General features: G+C 58.5%; 16 protein-coding genes and 2 pseudogenes. 6 read left to right on the forward strand and 12 right to left on the reverse strand.

From position 1 onward, the window contains the following. Positions 1-82: 82 nt before the first annotated feature. The 4 genes from V6S97_RS25985 to V6S97_RS26000 form a co-directional block, all read right to left on the reverse strand. On the reverse strand, positions 83-1,537 hold the full coding sequence (locus tag V6S97_RS25985) for an aldehyde dehydrogenase family protein (protein WP_334428025.1): 1,455 nt from the start codon (positions 1,535-1,537) through the stop codon (positions 83-85). A 125-nt stretch (positions 1,538-1,662) separates the two neighbouring features. Next, on the reverse strand, positions 1,663-2,742 hold the full coding sequence (locus V6S97_RS25990) for an MBL fold metallo-hydrolase (protein ID WP_334428026.1): 1,080 nt from the start codon (positions 2,740-2,742) through the stop codon (positions 1,663-1,665). A 52-nt stretch (positions 2,743-2,794) separates the two neighbouring features. Next, a complete protein-coding gene (locus tag V6S97_RS25995) occupies positions 2,795-3,925 on the reverse strand; it encodes an NAD(P)-dependent alcohol dehydrogenase (protein ID WP_334428027.1) in 1,131 nt (376 codons plus the stop codon). A 248-nt stretch (positions 3,926-4,173) separates the two neighbouring features. After that, the gene (locus V6S97_RS26000) at positions 4,174-5,028 is read right to left on the reverse strand and encodes a pirin family protein (RefSeq protein ID WP_334428028.1); all 855 of its coding nucleotides are present in this window, start codon (positions 5,026-5,028) and stop codon (positions 4,174-4,176) included. A gap of 197 nt (positions 5,029-5,225) precedes the next feature. Here V6S97_RS26000 and V6S97_RS26005 point away from each other — a divergent pair, with 197 nt between their 5' ends. The 5 genes and pseudogenes from V6S97_RS26005 (at position 5,226) to V6S97_RS26020 (ending at position 10,283) form a co-directional block, all read left to right on the forward strand. Continuing rightward, entirely contained in the window at positions 5,226-6,905 is a 1,680-nt protein-coding gene (locus V6S97_RS26005; protein WP_334428029.1) for an MFS transporter, read from the forward strand. Between the two features lie 121 nt (positions 6,906-7,026). Then, positions 7,027-8,127, forward strand: coding sequence for a Gfo/Idh/MocA family protein (locus V6S97_RS26010; protein WP_334428030.1), 1,101 nt, complete (start codon positions 7,027-7,029; stop codon positions 8,125-8,127). Positions 8,128-8,258: 131 nt separating this feature from the next. Then, complete coding sequence (locus V6S97_RS26015) at positions 8,259-9,275, forward strand: aldo/keto reductase (protein ID WP_334428031.1); 1,017 nt, start codon at positions 8,259-8,261, stop codon at positions 9,273-9,275. 51 nt (positions 9,276-9,326) lie between these two features. Then, positions 9,327-9,512: pseudogene (locus V6S97_RS29260) on the forward strand (LysR family transcriptional regulator); the annotation flags it as partial. A gap of 102 nt (positions 9,513-9,614) precedes the next feature. Further along, entirely contained in the window at positions 9,615-10,283 is a 669-nt protein-coding gene (locus V6S97_RS26020) for a LysR substrate-binding domain-containing protein (protein ID WP_442886114.1), read from the forward strand. Positions 10,284-10,336: 53 nt separating this feature from the next. On the opposite strand, the gene V6S97_RS26025 is transcribed toward V6S97_RS26020, so the two are convergent. The 8 genes and pseudogenes from V6S97_RS26025 to V6S97_RS26065 form a co-directional block, all read right to left on the reverse strand. Beyond that, positions 10,337-11,056, reverse strand: a complete 720-nt coding sequence (locus V6S97_RS26025; RefSeq protein WP_060726658.1) for a L,D-transpeptidase — start codon at positions 11,054-11,056, stop codon at positions 10,337-10,339. Between the two features lie 126 nt (positions 11,057-11,182). Next, a pseudogene (locus tag V6S97_RS29265) lies at positions 11,183-12,101 on the reverse strand (LysR substrate-binding domain-containing protein). Positions 12,102-12,268: 167 nt separating this feature from the next. Further along, on the reverse strand, positions 12,269-13,018 hold the full coding sequence (locus V6S97_RS26040) for a MerR family DNA-binding transcriptional regulator (protein WP_173993562.1): 750 nt from the start codon (positions 13,016-13,018) through the stop codon (positions 12,269-12,271). Between the two features lie 12 nt (positions 13,019-13,030). Then, a complete protein-coding gene (locus V6S97_RS26045; RefSeq protein ID WP_334428033.1) occupies positions 13,031-14,932 on the reverse strand; it encodes a S9 family peptidase in 1,902 nt (633 codons plus the stop codon). An 893-nt stretch (positions 14,933-15,825) separates the two neighbouring features. After that, positions 15,826-16,962, reverse strand: a complete 1,137-nt coding sequence (locus V6S97_RS26050) for a Gfo/Idh/MocA family protein (RefSeq protein ID WP_060726525.1) — start codon at positions 16,960-16,962, stop codon at positions 15,826-15,828. Positions 16,963-17,117: 155 nt separating this feature from the next. Then, positions 17,118-17,840, reverse strand: coding sequence for an alpha/beta fold hydrolase (locus V6S97_RS26055; RefSeq protein ID WP_223569085.1), 723 nt, complete (start codon positions 17,838-17,840; stop codon positions 17,118-17,120). 110 nt (positions 17,841-17,950) lie between these two features. Then, positions 17,951-18,283, reverse strand: coding sequence for an antibiotic biosynthesis monooxygenase family protein (locus V6S97_RS26060; protein ID WP_131861621.1), 333 nt, complete (start codon positions 18,281-18,283; stop codon positions 17,951-17,953). Continuing rightward, positions 18,280-19,266 carry a zinc-dependent alcohol dehydrogenase family protein gene (locus V6S97_RS26065; protein WP_131861623.1) on the reverse strand — a complete coding sequence of 329 codons (987 nt, stop codon included), beginning with the start codon at positions 19,264-19,266 and terminating at the stop codon, positions 18,280-18,282. Before V6S97_RS26065 ends, V6S97_RS26060 begins: the two co-directional genes overlap by 4 nt. A 152-nt stretch (positions 19,267-19,418) precedes the next feature. Between V6S97_RS26065 and V6S97_RS26070 the strand changes: the two genes are divergently transcribed. Continuing rightward, positions 19,419-20,393 (forward strand): LysR family transcriptional regulator, encoded by a 975-nt coding sequence (locus V6S97_RS26070; protein ID WP_223569084.1) that lies wholly within the window; start codon positions 19,419-19,421, stop codon positions 20,391-20,393. Positions 20,394-20,636: the final 243 nt, after the last annotated feature.

Genomic DNA, 20,636 nt, shown 5'->3' on the forward strand with positions numbered 1-20,636 from the left:
CAACCGAGTACGAATTTCCATTGAAGTTCCAGCACTCAAAGGCCGAGTCGAGGAGGCACACTTCCTGAGCAACTGGCGCAGCTTATCGAAGCAAGCCAGGTTTAAGGGCGATGTGCTTGTATTCGATAAAGTCCTCGATGGCGGCAACGCCGTTTAGCCTCCCGAGACCGGATTGCTTGAAGCCACCCTCCTCCGTCCCGTCATACACCTTGGCCCAGTCGTTGACGAACACGCTTCCCGCTTCAAGCGCCTGTGCGACCCGCAACGAGCGATCCAGGTCCCGCGTCCAGATCGAGGCGGACAGGCCATAGTCGTTATCGTTTGCCAGCACGACGGCTTCCCGCTCATCTGAGAACCGCTGGATGGTTATCACAGGACCGAATGTTTCCTGCTGCACGACTGGCAGGCTGTTGTCGGATACCTCCAGCATCGAAGGACGGAAAAAAGCACCTTTCGCCAACGGGCCTTCTGTCACTGGACCTCCTCGAACGACCACAGTTGCCCCCTTCGACAGCGCATTTTTCACCACGTTGTCGACACGGGCCACGTTCTCCTTGTCGATGAGTGGCCCCATATCGCTCGCCGGGTCGGATGCCGGTCCGACTTTGACAGCACGCAGCCTTTCGGCGAGGCCGTGGCGGACCCGTTCATAGATTGAACTCTGTACGAGCAGCCGCGAGCCGGTCATGCAGAACTGACCAGCAAAGATGGTGAGAGCCTTTTCAAGAACAGGTAGCATGGCTTCGATATCAGCGTCATCGAATACGATCATCGGAGCCTTGCCGCCGAGTTCCAGCCCGAACCGCTTCATTCTCTTCGCACCGACGGCACCGATGGTGCGGCCGGTTTGCGTACTTCCCGTGAAGCTGATCGTCGGCACATCGGGGCTTTCCACCAGAAGCGCTGCGCCCTCCGTACTCCTCTCGATGAACATGTTCAGGATACCACCCGGCAGGTCTTTCGCTTCCGCGAGAACCTCGGCCAGGACGCTGGCGATTTGCGCCGTCTGGCCGGGCATCTTGACGACGACCGCGCAGCCGGCGGCAAGTGCCGGAGCGAAGGAACGGACCGCAAGAATGACAGGAGAATTCCAGGGAACGATAATCCCCGCCACTCCCATCGGCTGGCGTAGAATCACGGAGAGGCTGCCGGGCTTGGGCAATGTCGCCCGCCCTGCCTCCGTACGCGCCATCGCAGCCCAGTATCGAAGCTTGCTCGGACTTCCGTCGATCTCCAGTGCCGCCTCGCCGAGCAGTTTGCCGTTCTCAAGCGAGAGGATTTCGATCAGGCGTTCGCGATTTCGCTCGATTGCCGATGCCATCTGATCGAGCACCCTTGCACGAAGCTCGGCATCGTCGCGCCAAGCGGTTTCGCGGAACGCGCGTTTCGCGGCTTCGATGGCAGAGTGCGCGGCCGCTCCGCCATCGTCCGGATAATCTCCGATCGTCTCATATGTCGCCGGATCGATGGAGCGGCCGCGTTTGGAAGACGAGACAAAGATGCCGTCTATCCAGTTGTTTGCGGAAAACGTCGTCATTGACTTGCCTTTCTGATGTTGCAAGGGCGCGCGAGATCCGTCCCGCGCTCATGGGCGGCCTCCGGACACAACGGGGTAATGCCGTGCCCACTCGATTTCGAGGTGTGCCGGAGGACGATCCCGGTTCAGGTCAGGAACGGCGGCGGATTTTCGCCGCGCAGGCGGTAGTTCGGCCGCGGCCTTTCCAGGCGGATCGACTCCAGCACGGTATAGGCGTGATATTTCGTCTGGGTCGTCACGCCCGCAAGCCGCTCGGACCAGAGCTGGCCATTGCTGCTCTTCTTTTCCAGGACATATTTCGTGGCAAAATTGGCCATCGAATTGATCCAGTTCTCGGTCCCGGAAAACACCTGGTCCCAGCCGGCGCCCTCCAGGATGCTGACGAGCGCATCCGACCGGCTGAATCGATCCACGGCTGCCTGTGCTCCGTCGAGGACGTCCTGGAAATACTCGATTGAAGCTGCGACCGTTTCCGGCGTCCCGTATTTCATGTGATGGCCGGCCACGAGGAAATCGAAGTCATATTCCATCAGTTGCTTCTGGGCTTCGTACCAGCCGGTAATATTCTGCGATGCGTCGCAATGCATGAAGGTGGCGCTGCCGGGACTGACGATGTCGATGACGGTCAGCACCTTTTGGGCTGGCGCATAGATAAAGATGTTGCCGGGGCAGTGGTTCTCGCCTTTGTAGGACAGTTCGAGCGTCACCCCGCCGACGACAAGCAGATGATCCTTGTCGAATGTCACGGTAGGCACTGGTCGGTTCGGATCGGGAAACCGCTCGAGCAGTTCCCTGGTGATTTCGTGTGCGACGATCTCGACATTCGGTCCGAAAACAGAGGCGGCGCCGATGTGATCGGTGTGCCAATGGCTGTAGATCAAATGCGTTACCGGTTTGTCCGTGACGTCTTCGATCGCGGCCAGCATGTTTTCACCGATCGTCGGCGGTGCATCGATGGCGACGACACCGTCGCTGGTCACGACGAAGGCCGCGTCATAGCCGCCGCTGGTGACCCAGTAGAAACCGCTGCGAAGCTCCTCGACATGGTAGCCGAGCCGCTGGAAGCGTTCGGAAGAGAAATACTCAGGATAGTATCCCGGCGGATCAGCGGGGTGTTCCCCGGCCTCCGGAAAGCCGTAATGGTCGATCCCGAAAAAGTTAGGCTCGTCGGTCGCTCTGATCAGCTTCTGGTGTCGGTCGCACATGTGATAAATTCTCCATGATGTTTGCGATATCGAAAGAAAAGTGGGTGGGTGGCTAAGCGGCTTGCGGGGGAAAGCGCAGGACGGCCTTGATCACGCGTCCTGCCGCGACATCGTCAAATGCCTCATTGATGTCGGCGAAGTCGTAGAAGGTGAGCAGCCTGTCGAACGGGAAACGACCGTTTCGATAGAGACCGACCAGTTCCGGAATCATCAGGCCGGAAATGGCATCGCCCTGGATAATCCCGATGAGGCTTTGCCCTACCGTGAGCCGGGATGCATCGACAACCGCGCCCGAATGGTCGTTGAAGGCGACGAAACCGAACTGCCCCATCGGAGCAAGGGCACCTATGCCGGCGTCGAGGTTCTCCTTCCGGCCGCTCGTGTCGAGGACGTATTCGACGCCGCGAGAGGTGATATCCCTGATCGCCGCGGCTACATCGGTTTGCTCACGCGGGTTGACGCAATGCGTCGCGCCGAGTTCGTAAGCGAGCTTCAGCCGTTCGGCATTGACATCGATGGCGATGATGATTGCAGCATCGGCGACCTTGGCAGCCATGATCGCAGCCAGTCCCACCGCCCCTACTCCGAAGATCGCGATCGAAGCGCCGACCGGCACCTTCAACGCTTTCAAGACCGAGCCGGCTCCGGTCTGGAACCCGCAACCGAGCGGCCCGAGCAGTTCGAGCGGAACATCGTCCGGGACCTTGACGGCGTTGCGCTGATGAGCGAGCGCATGAGTGGAGAATGAGGACTGACCAAAGAAGTGCGCATGGAGCCTGTTCCCATCAGGCGCTGCAACGCCGATCGTTCCATCGAGCCTGGCGCCGGCGAAATTCGTTTCCCAGACGTGGTCGCAGTATGCCGCATGGGAAGACATGCATGGCTTGCAGTGGCCGCAGGAGTGGTAGGAAAGAACGACATGATCGCCGGGCTTGAGATGCGATACGGTCGATCCGACACGTTCAACGATGCCGGCGCCTTCATGGCCCAAGATCGCCGGCAGCGGAGTTGGCATGAGCTGTTGCCTGACATGCGCATCGGTCGCGCAAATACCCGTAGCAACCATGCGAATGAGCACTTCGTCGGAGCGCGGCGCCTCAAGCTTCACTTCACGAAGAATGAAGGGCCCATTTTTTTCTTCCAGTACGGCTGCGGTGGCGGATTGGGTCATCTTTTCCTCCATGGGCTGATTTCGGATACCGGGACGAGTGATCCCGCTCACGGACCACGCGATCCATGTTCGGAAAGGCTTGATCCGATCCGCTTGAGTTTTGGACGAGCGGTGTGAAGCGGCTTGTTTTCTCAGCCCGTTCGCGGGCCTGCTCTTTGCGAACATATCCATGCTGTCGAACGGCTAAAGACAGCAATGGCGGAACGTCGGGTTGCTGATTACGAAACCCTTTGTGGCTTCATGGCAGCTAGATAGTCAGATCAGACAGGTCGCATCTCGCCGGCATTCGGGAATTTGCCTTGGCGGTATGTGGCATAGTAGCCGGCAAGCTCCTCTTTGGAGCCTGCGATAAATGGGCCTTGTGCCACGACATGGATGTTTTGCGGTTGGCCTGCATACAAAAGCACCCGAGCACCGTCCTTCCCCGCCTTCAGCCTCATAAAGCTGTCGCCGTGAACCGCCAACGGACTGGTCCAGCCGACTTTGTCCTCGGCGAGAACTGTCCTTCCTGCGCCCGCCTCAATCTCGCCGGCGATGACCACGACGAAACCATTGTAGGACGACGGCAACACCTGCTCGAACTCAGCTTCCGTCTCAAGGCGGATATCGACTAAGGTCACCGGCACGGCGTTCTTCGCTGGCGCGATGATCCCTGCCGAACGACCGCTGTAGACGGTCGCCTCGAAACCGTCGCCGCGGTGTACCGGCATTTCATCCCGTCTCAGGATCTGTACCCTTGGCGCCATGTTGCGGTCCCGCTCAGGGAGAATCAGCCATAGCTGAAACAGACGCATCCCTGTCGAAACCTGGGCATCTTCCGAATGCACGATGCCGCTTCCGGCAGTCATCCATTCCACATCACCTTCGACCAGGCGTCCGCCGGCATCCTCCATGGTGCCGTGAAGCATGAACGTGACGGTCTCCAGGCCGGCATGAGGGTGGGCCTCACCGAATTGCCCCTCGCCGGTCACGTGATCGTCCGCCATCAAGAAGAACGGGTCGGTCGCGGAAAAATTTCCCGGTGCAACGACGAGGGCTGCTTTGTGTCTCTCGCCCGCAAAGCCGGGGCCGAGAGGCGGTGTGATTGTAATGCTGTCGATGGACCTTTGAAACATCTTTGCTGCCCTCGTGAAGTTGAGAGGTGGAACCTGTCCGCTCTGTCAACGGATGTGCAGTGATTTTGAACGAGGCACCGCTCGCAACAAGTCACGATCCCCCGAACCCTATGTTGCAAAACCAGCAACGCCTCAGGCCACCAAGATTGCGTTACGGTGCTGCGGATTGATCCCGACAAACCAATGACGAGAGTACGATGATGAGACTGACGCAACGTGTTCGCAGCTTTTTCCGTGAGGAAGCATGGGACTTTCCCGAACATGAAAGACCCGTGGTCGCGGGGTCGCCGGCGACGCCAGAGCATGTCCTGACGCTGCGGATCGCCTATGCCCTCGTCGCAATTCTGGTCGGCCTGACAGGGGGACTGGGCAACGCCCTCGTCATGGTCAACGTTACGGAGCTAAAAACGAGCTTGGCGTTGAGCTCAGTTCAGGCGGCCTGGCTGCCAACGGCCTATGCCATGACCAATATTTCTGCCAATCTGCTGCTGATAAAGTTCCGCCAGCAGTATGGTCTGCGTGTATTCACGCTGGTTGCCCTCGGCCTGTATGCTCTCCTCTCCATTACCTATTTGTTGACCGCAGATCACTGGCTCACACTCGCCGTTAGAGCTGCAAGCGGCTTTGTTGCGGCGGCGTTAACGCCGTTGTCTTTGTTCTACGTGATGCAGGCCCTTCCGGGCCGTTGGCGCGTCAGGGGGCTGATACTTGGCCTTGGCATCTCGCAATGCGCGTTCCCTCTTGCGACCGTCATCTCGCCATGGCTGTCTATCAGCTCGCATTGGCAGTCGATATTTCTGTTCGAAGCCAGTCTCGCATTTTTCTCTTTCGCCGCCGTCGGGACATTCCGGCTGCCACCCGCCGAGCGAGAGCGAGTATTCGAACCTTTGGATTTCCTCACCCTCCTGCTTTTGGGGGGTAGCCTCGCTCTTATTGCAGCAGTGTTGGGGCTCGGACGACTGGAAGGATGGTTCGAGGCGCCTTGGATAATCTGGTTTCTGTCGCTCGCGCTTCCAATGATCACCACCGCGCTGATACTCGAGAACGTACGGACCGCACCTCTCCTCAACCTGCGCTGGCTCGGGAGCGCTGATATCGTCCGCTTTGCTTTTGCAATTCTCATGGCCAGGGTCGTCCTTGCCGAACAGAATGTTGCAAACAAGTTCCTGAACGCGCTAGGAGGCAGCGACGAACATCTCAGAGCACTTTCGATCGTCACCTTTGTCAGCGCTGTTGCCGGCGTGATCGTGAGCGCTATCACGGTAAATGTCGAAAAACTGGTGATGCCCATGATGCTGGCGGTCACTGCAATAGCTGCCGCGACACTTGCCGACAGCTCCGCCACGAGCCTTGAGCATCTGCCCTGGTTTTACTTGTCCCAAGCGGTGATCTCATTCGCGGCCATGTTCTTTCTCGGGCCGGCACTGGTGTTAGGCATCACGAGCGCGCTGCAGAAAGGCGGCCGAGAACTCTTGAGTTTTATCGTGCTGTTTGGGGCGATCAATTCGATTGGCGCCCTTACCGGCCAGGCTTTGTTCGGATCCTATATCGACGGCATCGCGACTGTTTCGCGAGATTGGATCCTTGCCCATCAGAACGCCTTGCGCTTGGCAGCGGTCTTGGCTTTCTTAACGGCGGCCTATCTGGCTGTGCTCCTCGCAATTCGTATCCGCCATAAGCTTATGGAAATCCGCCGGGAGAAAGAGGTGTCCACTAGCGGTGCAGCCCCTTTCGATCCGGTCGGTGCGACCAAGCCGCAGTCAGGAATGCCTTGGCACCCTCCGAGCCTTTCGTTTCAGGCACGCGCTGTCTTGAGCGCTATAGCTACAGCCGGGGCAATACTTCTTTTGGTCGCAGTGTCCCCGCAGGGGCGCTAGCCGATATCCATGGCGTGGATGTTCGCTCATACCACCTATCGATTTCGTCGCAGTGCCGGGGTCGATTAGATCTTGCTCAGGACGCAGGTAGCGTTCCGTAACGTGATTTGGAGCATTGCAGATGTCGGATAAGAAATTTCGTGTGGGTATTATTGGAGCAGACACTCACGCAAGTTGGGCAGGCGCATCGCATGTGCCAGCCCTGGCGTCACAAACTCACCTGACGCTGGCGGCAGTCGCGACCCGACGCGAGGAAAGCGCCAAGGCGGCGGCCGAAGCATTCGGCGCAGAACGCTGGTTTGCCGATCCCTACGCGATGATCAGCGACGAAACCATTGACGTCATCACGGTCGCCGTGAAGGTGCCGGCTCACAAGGATCTCGTGATGGCCGCCTTGCAGGCGGGTAAAGCCGTCTATTGCGAAGCGCCTCTGGGCGCAACGTTGGCGGAAACAAACGAGATGGCCGCAGCAGTCGGGTCTTTGCATACCGCGATCGGCCTGCAAGGCCGGCATAATCCTGCCGTCCGACGTGCGGCGGAACTGGTCGCGTCAGGAAAGCTCGGTCGCCTGATGTCCGCCCGTGTCGGCGCAACCACATTCGGCTACGGTCCGCAATCTCCGAGCATGTACGACTATTTCAACAAGGCCGCTTCTGGCGCCAGCTTCATGACGATCACGGCAGGCCACGTGCTGGACGTCATCGAGGCTGTGCTCGGCAACATTGTGGAGGTCGATGCGCGCACGGAGTTGCTCTGGCCGGAGATCGAGATCGTCGATACAGGCGAGACTTCACAGCGAGAAATTCCGGATCATCTCGATCTGATCGCCAAGACGGCAAGCGGTGCGCCTGTATCCGTACAGATTCTGGCGGGCGTGCCTGCAGATGAGGCGAGTTTTGTATTCGAGATCCGTGGTTCGCAGGGCTGGCTGAAGCTGACCGGCAATCATCTGGCGGGCGTACAGGTCGGAGACATTTTACTTTCATCGAGCGTGGAATTCGCTGCGCCCGATAGGCCGGTCGCCAACGGTGTCGGTCCGACTGCGGCCGAATTCTGGTCAGGCGCCGCTATCAATGTCGGGGAGGTCTATGCGTCCCTGGGGCGCGATCTGACGAACGGTACATACACCACTCCCGGTTTCGACCATGCCCGCCATAACAGCCGTTTGATCGCGGCCGTCGAGCTTGCGGCAAGAACTGGCGAACGGCAGCACATCGTGTAAGGCGCCGCAGAAAGGCTCGGCGTTCGCAACGAATGTCGAGCCGGCCGTGAACGCAATCAGTGCGGAAATACGCTCAACAAAAGCTACCGCCGCCCGCCAAACTCTAGAATTTCAAAAAGAAGGACGACATCATGCAAATGCGCAAGCTGGGTGAAAGCGGGTTGTTCGTGTCGGAATTGTGTTTCGGCGCCATGACATTCGGCGGAACTGACGGACTATGGGGAAAGGTGGGAAGACTTGGACAGGGGGATGCCGATGCACTGGTCAAGGCCGCTCTCGACGCCGGCATAAACCTGTTCGATACGGCAAACGTCTATGCGCACGGACGCAGCGAAGAAATACTGGGACGTTCGCTGAAGAACCTTGGAGTGTCGCGCAGCGATGTCGTGGTCGCCACCAAAGTCGCCTCCGCCATGGGTGACGGACCAAACCATCGCGGCGCTTCTCGGGGACATATAATCTCCGAATGCCGGGCAAGCCTCGGACGGCTGGGTCTGGACCACATCGATCTATACCAGATCCACGCATTCGATTCCGCGACACCTATCGAGGAAACGCTGGAGGCGCTCGATACACTCGTCCGGGTCGGCGATGTTCGCTACATTGGTCTTTCGAACTGGGCCGCGTGGCAGGTCATGAAGGCGATTGGGATAACACGCGCCAGAGCCCTCGCACCTGTCACATCGCTGCAGGCATACTACACGCTTGTCGGACGCGATCTGGAGCGGGAGATCGGCCCGCTGCTCTCATCGGAACGTGTTGGCCTCATGGTTTGGAGTCCGCTTGCCGGCGGCTATCTCACCGGAAAGTATTCTGCTGGCGGCAATGCCGCAGGCGGTCGACAGATGGAATTGGATTTTCCACCCATCGATCGCATCCGGGGAGAGCCCCTGATCGCGGTCCTGAAAGCTGTCGCGGAGAAACACGGCTCCAGCCCGGCGCAAATCGCGATAGCCTGGCTGCTGAAGCAAAGGGTCGTCTCGACCGTCATCATCGGCGCGAAGCGCGTCGAGCAATTGCAGGAAAACATTCGGTCCGTATCGATTGACCTGAACGATGACGATATGGCGAAGCTCGACGCGGTCAGTCGTCTGCCCGTCGAATATCCGGGCTGGTTGCTGAATGACGGAAATGGACACTCGCGGTGACACGGAAAAGATGCTTGAGATTGATGAAGAATGGGCTTAATGATCCATTCCATGAATTTACACGGGATCGATCTCAATCTTCTCGTTGCCTTTGACGCTCTCAATTCCGAGCGCAATGTGACACGTGCGGGAAGCCGTATTGGCCGGACCCAGCCGGCCATGAGCGCGGCTTTGTCGAGATTGCGGTTTCTGCTGCGTGACGAATTGTTTGTTCGCGGGCCGACCGGTCTTCAACCCACACCGCGAGCGGTAGAACTTGCCGAACCTATCTCGCTTGCTTTGCGGGAAATCCAGCGGACATTGCAATTCACGCAGGGTTTTGATCCCGGCAAATCGACCATGTCTTTTTCCATTGCCGTTTCAGCACATGCAGGTTCAGTTATATTGCCGCGCCTCCTGTCACTGCTGGAGGAAAAAGCCCCCGGCATCGATATCAGGGTGAGGGATTATAGCAGCCGTGATGACGCGATTTCCCTGCTCGACAGCGGCGGCGTCGATCTGACAGTCGGCATTCCCCCCACGCCCACGAGCCGCATCCTGAGTGCCCGGCTTTTCCAGGAGCGGTTCGTTTGTATCCTTAAGAAGGATCATCCAATCCTTGGCCGCCCTTTCGATCGCGAGACGTTTCTGTCTCTGACGCATATCCTGGTCGCGCCCGATAATGAGGGTCTGGATGTTGCCGATGCCGCACTGGCTTCGAAGAATTTCAAGAGGCGGGCGGCCGTGACCATTCCCCATATGCACGCCGCACCGGCATTGGTTGCATCGTCGGATATGGTCGCGACCGTCATCGAAAGCGTGGTTGCTCATTCAGGCTTTGCAGAGCGTCTTGCAGTCTTCGATTTCCCGCTCCCTCTAAACCCGGTACCATTCGTGCTGTCCTGGCATCGTCGCAATGACGGGCACCCGGCCCAGCAATGGCTGAGAAACGGCCTGCTCGCCGCGTTTCCCCACGTGTGGCTCTCTTCAGAAAATATCTGCAGCGATCTTGCCCCACAGTATTACTAGGCGGCCATTGTATCGCGGCAAGCAGCTTAGAACGCGTAACGCTCAATTTACCATCACACGGCCATCGGCGTCTGATGCACGACGATTGGCGCATGGAACGGAACGCGGTCGTAAAGGTCAACGATGTCCTGGTTCATTAGGCGGACGCAGCCGGATGAAACAGCCTTGCCGATGGATTGCCATTCGGGATTGCCGTGGAGACGATACAGCGTATCTTCTCCGTTCTGGAAAATATAAAGGGCCCGAGCGCCGAGCGGATTATGGAGACCAGGATCCATCCCTCCGTTTGCGACAGAGTATTTTTCCAGTTCGGGTTGCCTTGCAATCATCTCGCTTGGCGGCTTCCATCTTGGCCAATGCTGACGCCAGTGGATATATCCGTTCCCTTCCCATGAAAATCCGTCGCGCCCGATGCCAACGCCATATCGTAACGCAGTTCCGCCGTTTTCCACCAGATAGAGAAATCGCCTTGGCGTATCGACGACAACAGTTCCCGGCGCCTCCCCGGTCGGGTCACCAACGCGCTGCCTGAGATATTCCGGGTTCATTCGCTCAAAAGGAACTGCAGGAACGAAATGTCCACCGTCTTCAAATGCAGCGTAACGGGAAGCAAGATCTGGGTCGACCGGTGAAGGTTGCGGAGTAACAATGGGCTGGGATGAGCCTGGTGCCGATCTTTCTGGGACTGTTGTGCATCCGCCGAGTATGGCCGGCGCGGCTAAAGAGCCGACTATGAACGTACGACGGGATATGAAACTATTTCGGTTCTGCATCATGGAAGGCGACCTTCGGGTTGTGGCTGGCACACGTGCTTGAATCGCACGGTATCCTCCAACAGACGGAATATTCCATATCTGTATGAGTGATAGCCGTCATAACCGTTGGCTATGCCATTGGGGCTACCGCTGCTCCGGGGAGATCCCGTCAATGTCCCTGAGCCGCGGCATAACGAAGTCCGTAAATGCCCGGACGACCGGTCGCATGAACTTTGTGGACGGATAAGCAAGAAAAGCTTCGGTAGATCGCAGCCAATATTCGGGAAGCACCCTTACAAGCTCGCCGCTGGCCAACAAGTCCAATACGAGGTTCTTCTGCACCAGTCCCACACCCCGTCCCCGTAAAAGTGCTGCAATCATGACATGCGCATTGGTTCGTTATGAGTATTGGCCTGACGGTGACGTCTTCGGCGCGCGCGCCAGGTCCCAACAGGGAAATAGTATTGCGCTGAGCGAGCATCTTTGGAGTACCAATGACTTCAAGCTTCGAAAACCGTTGTGTGTCTTCAATCTCCCCCACCTGTTTCAGGTAACGAGGGGACGCGACGAGAAATCGCTCCACCCACCCGATGCGGCGTGCGATGACATCCTGATCCTCGATTTTCCCGTAGTGAAGTGACAAATCGAAATTATCATAGACCAAGTCGACTGTGCGCTCATCGAGAGCCAGTTCGACGGAAATCCCGCAATAGTCATCTTGAAATTCCCCGACTATACGTTCGAGATGACCGACACCAATGCAAGATGGGGCGTGAATTCTTAGATTGCCTTCGATTTCACCTGTGTTGATGCGGACGCCCTCCAGCGCCGCGTCGATCGATGCGATCGCAATGCGGCTGGCTTCGTATAATTCGAGTCCATGCGCCGTCGGGCGAACGATTTTCGACGAGCGCTCCAGAAGCCTGGCTTGAACGTGCCGTTCGAGGTTCGAAATATGCTTCGTAACCGCCGGCTGCGTTACCCCAAGGTCCCGTGCCGCAGCAGTAATCGACCCCTTCTCGACGGTGCGGATGAAGGCTTTTAAAGCAACGTTGATATCCATCATATTACTCTTGATTATAATTGAATCGAGTCATAACCAATGGTTTAGAATATGGCTTGATGATGTCTGGGTAAAGGATAGCGCAAATTTTAACCTCGCCGACCCGACTGGGCTCAACCCCCGCAATCGATCAATCATTTTTCGAGCGGCCCGACGCAAACCAATGATCACCGCTCGGACGCCAGCCCGCTGTTGATCTCCATCAGCAGGCGCTTCTGCTGGTTGTTCGTATTCTCCAGGGCATGAAGCCAGAGCAGCGTTGCTGCCTGGTGCTTCCTACCGCCGCTCAACGCGTTGTCGAAGTCTCTCATCCATGATCCAAGATGAGCGATGTAATCTTCGGCAAGCGCTGAAATCTCGACGTCGTCACTATCTGGCCCCAACGCATCGAAACGATCCCCCAGCTCTCGCACGGTAGCACCATATTCGAGATCCGCGAGTTGGTCATAGAGCCGGGCCAGTTCTGCGCGCTGCTCTTCATCCAAAAGGTGTGATAGGAGTACAGATTGCTCCCGACCGGCTCGCACCGCTTTAGGCTCTCGCCCCGACTCCAGCGCCATCAGAGACGCAGCAAATTCCGGCGACATGTCGGGCGGTCCTTTGCCGTCACGCAGGGCTGTAACAGTCCGGCGTTGACGCTCCAGAAGTTTGATCTGCCGCGTGAGCCCCTCAAGAAGAGCGTCCAAACTGTCCTCGCTCATCTCGGCACGACCGTCGAGAAACGCTGGGATTTGCGAGAGCGAGAAACCGAGCGCTGTCAATTGACCGATACGCAGCAGTCGGATCAAATGCGGCACGCTGTAAATGCGATACCCATTGTTCTGTCTTGGCGGCTCCGGCAAAAGTCCGATCTGGTGGTAGTGCCGCAGCGTGCGGATGCTCATGCCCGCCAGTCCTGCAATCTCCTTACTGCGCATGCGCCGCCCTCATTACTCGCCCCTCAAATGCCGTGCAAGAAAGCGCTCGATCTTCCGATAAAGCTCAATATTGCTATCCTCGTTGATGAACCAGTGTCCTTCGCGGTCGTTGAGAAGATAGTCGACCTCCACACCATTCGCACGCACCCTTTCCACCACCAGATCCGCCTGTGCCTTTGCAACACGCACATCGTTCGCGCCGTGAACCACCAAAAGCGGTTTGGAAATGCAATCAAGCCGGCTTGCCGGCGAGCGCGCAAGCATGTCCCGGCTCTGCGTCTCGATGTCTGGATCGCCCATGTAAGAAAGGTAGGTGTTGACTAGTGCAGGCCGTATGAACGAGACGACTCCATCCACCAGCAGCCGGAGATCGGACATGCCGGAGTAGGAGATGGTGGCGGCGAAGCGCTCCGGCGTGAAGCTGGCGCCCACCAACGCGGCGTAACCGCCATAGGAGCAACCGTAGATCGCTACCCGCGCCGGGTCGGCAATACCCTGACCGATTAGCCAGTCGAGCCCATCGATCAGGTCGTCATGCATACGCCCGGAGAACTCCCCTATCGCGGCTTGCATGAACGCCTTGCCATAGCCGGTCGAGCCGCGAAAATTCACCTGCAGCACGGCATAGCCGCGGTTGGCGAGGAACTGCACTTCCGGATCATAAAAGCAGGCGTCGCGATACCACGGCCCGCCATGTACCAGAAGCACGGTCGGCAGCGCACGCGGCTCATCCTTGGCATCGAACCCGACGGGCAGCGTCACATGGCACGGCAAGGTCAATCCGTCGCGCGACATCACATCGATGGGTCGCACGCTCGCCAGCCGCTCGGCTGAGAGCTCAGAAAATCGCTCGCCAAGCACGTACGCCTCGCCGCTCTCATGTTCGTAAAACCATGTCGTGCCGGGATGCCGGTCATCCCAAAATTCTGCCACCCATTGTCGCCCATCGGCATCGCAGGAAATGTACCCTATTTCCCCGTCTGACAGCCACTGTAAGCTGTCTAGCACGGCGGCAAAATGCGGGTTCAGAGGCCGTATCTGCTGTCTTTTGCCAAGATAACGTAGTCCCAGCAGCTCGCCTGTCACAGGATTGCTGATCAGGCTGGAGGGAAAGCGCGGATCGGCCTCTGGCCGCGGCGTATCGAGGCTGTAATCGGGCTGGCTGTCGACTACCCTGTGCTTGCCCGTCGCAAGGTCAACGGCAGCAAGATAGGTGTGGTCGCTGCCCGCGTTGCAGCCAACCAAGACGCTCTTTCCATCCGCCGCAACCATCAGCGGCATCGGCCCGATTGGCTGGTCGCGTCCGCTCAGGTTCGCCAACGTGGTGAAAACACCATTCTCGTAACGAGCCAGTTCGTGGTCGCCCGCGTCGTTGATGATGAAGGCATGCATCGGTCCGTTCGGCGTAACGATCCAGCGTACGAACCGACCAGGATTCAAGGCAGCGACCCTGGTTTCAGCGCTTTCGATATCGACCTCGTACAGGTCAATCAGACCCGGACTTCTAAGGTTCATCTGCACGAAAGCCTTACCTGGAAACGCGGCGGACAAGTCCAGTCCCATTACCCGCACGCCGGAATAAGGCGTCAAGTCGACTGTCCTAGCCTTCCCGCCCACCGTCTCTGCCCCGTCCACCTCCACACGATGAAGGTGCCAGTTCTCGTCGCCCTGGGTGTCTTGTACGAAGAGAATGTAGCGAGCATCACGCGTCCAACTAAAGCCGTCGATATTGCGCGTGTCATCGGCCGTCAGTCGCCGCGTCGTGCCTTGTCCGACTGGCCGCACCCAGATATTCAACCGCCCACGCCAGGGCGCCAGATAGGCCACCAGCCGGCCATCGGGAGAAATATGCGCCCGCGAAAATTCTGGCATTCCAAAAAGCGTTTCAATCGGGATGAGATCAGTTGCAGTCATGTCGAACCTCGCATCGTCGACGGCGCCATCGCGGGCCACCACACTCAAACAATATCGACACACTGCCTGAACTATGACGTCGCGTCGGGGTCAACCGTGAAAGCCAGCTTGGTCCGGAATCACGTAATTTCTGCGTAACTGTGAGATTCCATATCACTTTGGCGGGATCGCGCTTCGCTCTCGCAATTGAATGACTTGTCTAAAAAGAAGGTACATCAAATGAGCAAAGCCTCCCAAGTTCACATCGTCATCCGACGCCTGTTTGCCGGAACAATGTTCGCAGGCCTCCTTATCCTGACCGGTTGCCAGACACCGGAACAGGAACGCTACGCCGATCTCGACACCTGCTCGGGAATGGGCGCACGATACGGATCATCGTCTCATACCGCATGCATGCTCCAGCAGCAGCAGCGTCGTGACGACGCGCAACTACGGACCCTTGAGTCAGCAAGGCTAAGCCAGATCATGGCAGAAGATGCACGCCGGCAGCATGAGCGTATGAGAAGAGAGAGACGACGAGACTAGTTCCGAATTCGGTGTGAGGCTCGAGCGGAGACGTTTGCGCCCAGCCTCTCACCAATGATGCGCCCCATTATGTAAACCGGATCTGGTCGAAGCCACAATATCGGAAAACGGTGGCTCAATTGGATCTGATCTTCGTATTCCATAAAGGCCCGCGACGTGTTGAAGCCGCTTTCTAACGCCGGACACACGCTGGAACCCGACCACACAACTGTACCGAAGTCAGACTTCGATTGCATTGCCGGGGCGTCCAACACGTCGACCTGGAGCGTACTGCGAAAGCAGGCCGGGTGCTTACGCGGTTGCTCGGCCTTTCGGTTGCACGCGCAGAGATGAGCGACAGCGCGCGAGCTAGAGCCCTTCCTGGGTTCTTAGGGATTGGGGTTGCCTATATCGCGGAGGGACAGATGCTGGCGATGACCCGTTAAATTGGCCTGTGTGATCGCCTCGAGCACCCGGTGACGATCGAGCGCGACCGCGAAGTCTGGCGCATCTGCGGTTCCGTCGCGGAGGTCGGCGGCGAGTTGGGCGTAGAGCCGGGCGACACCCGCCGCGGGCGCTTCGAGTTGCAGGTCGGGAGCCGCGTATGCTGTTGGGACCTGTAGCTGCTGGACAGGCTCGCTGCCGCGGCGCAACGTGATGGTCATATCACCGAAGTGGATGTAGCCCGACGCCGTCTCCACGCGCAGACTGCCTTCCGTACCCTGGATCTCCCACACCAAGCCGGCGGACTGTCCGGCACTGTAATGCAGCGAAGTGACGATTCCGCCTTCGAGAACGCCGGCGACGATGATCTCGTCCGGCGCATCCTTCGGGAGGGACGAGCCATCCGAGAGGCGGACGCCGTCGCCGCGCTGATTGGCGACGATGGCGGACAGGCTCTCGAATGCGCCGAGTACGTGCGCCAGTGGTTGGAGCGCGTGGCCGAGCATGATGCTTTGAAGCGTCGCGCCATTCTCTGCGCGAGCCATGTATTCGAATGGCGGGCCGTATCGGCCGACCCACATGTCGTCGTTCAGACGCGCGCGGATGCTCGTGCTGAGCGGCATGCCGATCACGCCCTGCCGGACGAGGTAGCGGAGGTAGCGGATCGGCGGGTGCAGGCCGCCCTGCAAACCGATAACCGTGCGCAGCCGCCGTTCGCGGGCAAGCCCCTCCAGCGCTTCGACTTCCGATAGAATTCGCGCGAGCGGCCATTCGCAATAGACCATCTTGCCCGCGGCGAGCGCGTCGGAAACGATCTGCTTGTGATCCGGCACCTTGACCGCAACCACTACCAAGTCGACCTCCGGCCGCACGACCAGTGCCTGATGTGTGTCAAAGGCGAGATCAGCGCCCAGTCGGCTAGCGGTCGCGTTCGCACTTTCCATACGCGTCGTGCTGACGGCGCGGATCTGGAACGCATCGAGCGCCCGCAGTGCCGGGACGTGCGCAATTCCGCCCCAGCCTCGATCGGCACTGGCGCCGACGATGCCGACGCCGATCCGGGAGTTTGGTGAATTGGTCATGTAGGCGTACTCCTGTCTGATGCAGCCCGGCAATGCTCGCCTTGCTGCACATGGTTTCGTTTCCGGACAAATGCTTGGGCGCATAGCGAGTGACCAAGCATGCCGTTCACGTTGCGGCTGCGTGGGTTGAGCCCAAGTAACGCAAGCGCAGGGAGTTAAGCGTGTGTCCAATGGGCCTCGAGTTCGCGCGCGACATCGGCCGGACGCTCTATCATCGGCCAATGCGAGGCGCGGAGCTTCACGACGGCGCGTGCGTGTGTGGCATTGCCGAGCTCGTCGGCGAAGCGGTGCGGCAGAAACGGATCGTCCAGGCCCCAGATCACCAGCGCTGGCGCGGTTATGCTGCTCAGACCCGGTTTCCACTGCGCCCCGACCTCGATTGCGGAACGGTAAAGTGCGAGAATGCTTGCCCGCATAGTGGCATCGAGATGCCGAACCGATTCATCCGCCGCATCTTTCGGCATCTGCGCCTCAACGAGTTTCGCCGCAAATTCCTCGAGGTCGAGATCCTTCATCCATTGCTCGCCCTCACCTGGCGTCTGCCAGATCTTGGCGAGATAGTGCCACGGATATTCCGGATCAATCGGCCCACTGATGCCGGTCCAGGTCCGCACCAGATCCGGCCGGATCGACGTCAGACGGCCTGTCAGCAGGCAGCCCCAGTCATGACCGACCAGATCTACGGGTTCGCCGATCTCATCGATCCGGTTGATCAGCCAGTCGAGATACTCTTCCTTTGTTGACCTGAAATCCGTCGGCAACGGATTACCAAAGCCGGGAAGATCGATCGTGATGATGTCACTGCGCTCAAGATGAGAGCGAACGGTGTCCCAGAGCCGGTGGGTGTCGGGTACGCCGTGGACTAGGACTGCAGGCATGTCACGATCTCCTGGTGGTTGTTGTCAGAATAGGGACATGGCGGCATCGCGGAAGTCGGCGTCAGAGAAACCCGGCGTTGCTATTAGCGGAACCCTTGCCGTTGTGCGCTCTAACCCGCGCCGCTTTTCCCACGACGATAGTCACGCCAGCCGGTGTTGTCGCCCTCGAGGTGACAGACCGTCGGTTCCCCGGACAAGTATTCCTGTATGCCTCCCATGAACGGCTCATGATCTTCGCTTGCTTCGAAACCCGGAGTATGATCGTCAAGCGACCGCCATCGCACGATCAGATTGAATACCTCCGGCGTTTCGATCCCCTGGGCGAGGACATGACCGCGGTAACCCCGCGCACGCGTGAGCAGAGGAACAACGTCTCCGAACGCTTGCCTGAACTCGCTGATCTTGTCCTTTTGGACAGGCAGCATAGCGATCTCATAAATCATGATTGCACCTTTGTGTCGGACTGCGGGTCAATGGCAATCGCGATCTTACCGCGCAAACCGTTGTTTGGTTTCTCGAGCAGTGCATGGGCAAGCGGAAGGTCGGCGAGCGAATAGACGGCTCCCACGTGCGGCCTCAGTTGACCGCGTTCCACCAAAATGCTCAGCTCGTTGAGCTTGCCTTGGTTCTGCCTCGTGAAGACGAAGTGGTAGCTCGCATTCTTGCCCCATGCCTCAATGAGATTCTGCGGCTGTGCGATGTCCACGATCGAGACGACGCGACCGAGTTGTGCAAGCGCCTTCGGGCTTTGGGACAAAGTTTCACCTCCGAGGGTGTCAAACACGACGTCTACTCCGAGGCCTTCAGTCTCCCGCATGATGGCGGCGACATAATCCTCTTTCCTGTAATCAATGACGACGTCAGCTCCGACACTTCGCGCAAACTCGAAGTTTTCTTCGCGGACGGTCGTGTAGACCTTTGCTCCGATGGCTTTCGCAACTTGGATAGCCACATGCCCTACCCCTCCCGCGCCGCCATGGATCAATATGCTTTCTCCCACCCTCAGGGCAGCACGCGAAACAAGCGCTTCCCAGGCGGTTCCGCCAACCAGGCTAAGGCTCGCAGCCTCAAGATGGGTCAGCGAGCTGGGTTTGCGCCCGATGATGTTTTCGTTGGCAACGTGGTATTCGGCATAACTGCCTGGCCCGTCGAAGATCTGTGGCGTGTACCAGACCTCGTCCCCTGGAGCGAACATTGTTACCCCCGGACCGGTAGCTTCGACAACGCCCGATACGTCATGACCGGTAATTGCCGGCAACGGTACCAGGTCGCGATAGTCGCCTCGCCGAACTTGGTAGTCGAGGGGATTGATCGATGTGGCATGGACCCGTACCAAAACCTGCCCCGCCTTCGGAAGAGGCTTTGGAACTTCGACGAGATCAAAGGCTTCTGGACCGCCAAAGGATTTGAGTGACATCGCTTTCATTTCAGGCTCCTCTTCTATCGAAGGTAATGATTCTGGTCGCTGGCGTCGGCGTGGGACGAGCAACATGCTCCGCCGTCGGAGCATTCCCGGCCTCGAAGCGTCCGCCGCCGTTTCGATAGCTCCTATGTGATTTATCGCGATTGCTTTCGGTAGTGGCCAAGATTAAGGATCACCTTCAAAAAAAATTTGAAAGTTGGCTAATGGACGTGGACGAATTAAATCTCTTCGTACGGATTGCTCAACTGCGCAGCATCAGTGCCGCAGCTCGCGACTTAGGTCTGACGCCTGCTGGCGCTAGCGCCAAACTGCTGGTTCTCGAGCGAAAACTCAGTGCAAGGCTCGTCCATCGCACCACACGGCAAGCAACTTTGACTGAAGACGGTCTAGCGTTCCTGCCGCATGCGGAACATATTGTCGTCGCTGCGGAGGCCGCCCGAGCGGCACTTGGGCGACAGCAGGCGGCCCCTCGCGGCACATTACGAATAGCGGCCCCCGCCTCGTTCGCGCGAATGCATATTGTGCCGGGTCTGGCCGACTTCTGCAGGCAATATCCCGACTTGGCACTTGATTTGCGCATTTCGGACAGCATCGTTGATCTGGTCGAGGGTGCCTTCGATGTGGCGGTTCGTTATACCGAGCTCAGCGATTCATCCTTTGTCGCGCGGCGGCTTGCTCCCGACAATCGGGTGCTGGTCGCGTCGCCCGAATATCTCGAAAAACACGGCCGGCCCAGCACGCCCGACGACCTGGCGGAACATACCTGCCTCGTCGTCGGCACGCTGGATCTTTGGACATTTCGAGGGGAAGGTTCGGTGGTGATCGAACGGCGTGTTATTCCGAGTCTCCGCATCAATGACGGCACTGCAGTGCGCGATGCCGCTTCCGCCGGGCTGGGCATTGCGCTGATGGCCACGTGGTGCGCATCGGAAGAGCTACAGTCCGGCGCGCTGGTGCCGGTCCTTCCGAAGTATCCGCTGATCTCAACCCAGACGCTTTGGGCGCTGTATCCAAGTTCTCGCGAACTGGCACCGAAAGTGAGAGTGTTCATCGACTGGCTTGTCAATCGGTTCGGCAATCAACCCTACTGGGATAAAGGGCTGGAAAACATCCTCGATCACCGTCGATGATACGTGATTATTGTCCGGTTCCGATGCGCGCGCGAATACAAGTTCATGTGAAACGGTGCGGTTTTGGGCTTGAACGGCGGCGCTGCGCACGCATTCCAGATCGAGATCGCAACGGTGAAACTACCGAAGGCGACCCCTTGTTTTTGATCGTGCCGAGCCGCGACGGCGTCTTGCAACCGTGTCGGTCAAGCCCGCCTTGAGCCGTTGATTGTTGGTGAGGCGTCGAAATCGCTGCGGCTGGCG

The sequence above is a fragment of the Agrobacterium sp. CCNWLW155 genome, assembly GCF_036888815.1.
Lineage (GTDB): Bacteria > Pseudomonadota > Alphaproteobacteria > Rhizobiales > Rhizobiaceae > Agrobacterium > Agrobacterium radiobacter.

What these genes read in the sequence shown, in the direction of transcription:
- V6S97_RS25985 (WP_334428025.1), bottom strand. Translation starts at nt 1,537, where the DNA reads ATGACGACGTTTTCCGCAAACAACTGGATAGACGGCATCTTTGTCTCG.
- V6S97_RS25990 (WP_334428026.1), bottom strand. Translation starts at nt 2,742, where the DNA reads ATGTGCGACCGACACCAGAAGCTGATCAGAGCGACCGACGAGCCTAAC.
- V6S97_RS25995 (WP_334428027.1), bottom strand. Translation starts at nt 3,925, where the DNA reads ATGGAGGAAAAGATGACCCAATCCGCCACCGCAGCCGTACTGGAAGAA.
- V6S97_RS26000 (WP_334428028.1), bottom strand. Translation starts at nt 5,028, where the DNA reads ATGTTTCAAAGGTCCATCGACAGCATTACAATCACACCGCCTCTCGGC.
- V6S97_RS26005 (WP_334428029.1), top strand. Translation starts at nt 5,226, where the DNA reads ATGATGAGACTGACGCAACGTGTTCGCAGCTTTTTCCGTGAGGAAGCA.
- V6S97_RS26010 (WP_334428030.1), top strand. Translation starts at nt 7,027, where the DNA reads ATGTCGGATAAGAAATTTCGTGTGGGTATTATTGGAGCAGACACTCAC.
- V6S97_RS26015 (WP_334428031.1), top strand. Translation starts at nt 8,259, where the DNA reads ATGCAAATGCGCAAGCTGGGTGAAAGCGGGTTGTTCGTGTCGGAATTG.
- V6S97_RS26020 (WP_442886114.1), top strand. Translation starts at nt 9,615, where the DNA reads ATGTCTTTTTCCATTGCCGTTTCAGCACATGCAGGTTCAGTTATATTG.
- V6S97_RS26025 (WP_060726658.1), bottom strand. Translation starts at nt 11,056, where the DNA reads ATGCAGAACCGAAATAGTTTCATATCCCGTCGTACGTTCATAGTCGGC.
- V6S97_RS26040 (WP_173993562.1), bottom strand. Translation starts at nt 13,018, where the DNA reads ATGCGCAGTAAGGAGATTGCAGGACTGGCGGGCATGAGCATCCGCACG.
- V6S97_RS26045 (WP_334428033.1), bottom strand. Translation starts at nt 14,932, where the DNA reads ATGACTGCAACTGATCTCATCCCGATTGAAACGCTTTTTGGAATGCCA.
- V6S97_RS26050 (WP_060726525.1), bottom strand. Translation starts at nt 16,962, where the DNA reads ATGACCAATTCACCAAACTCCCGGATCGGCGTCGGCATCGTCGGCGCC.
- V6S97_RS26055 (WP_223569085.1), bottom strand. Translation starts at nt 17,840, where the DNA reads ATGCCTGCAGTCCTAGTCCACGGCGTACCCGACACCCACCGGCTCTGG.
- V6S97_RS26060 (WP_131861621.1), bottom strand. Translation starts at nt 18,283, where the DNA reads ATGATTTATGAGATCGCTATGCTGCCTGTCCAAAAGGACAAGATCAGC.
- V6S97_RS26065 (WP_131861623.1), bottom strand. Translation starts at nt 19,266, where the DNA reads ATGAAAGCGATGTCACTCAAATCCTTTGGCGGTCCAGAAGCCTTTGAT.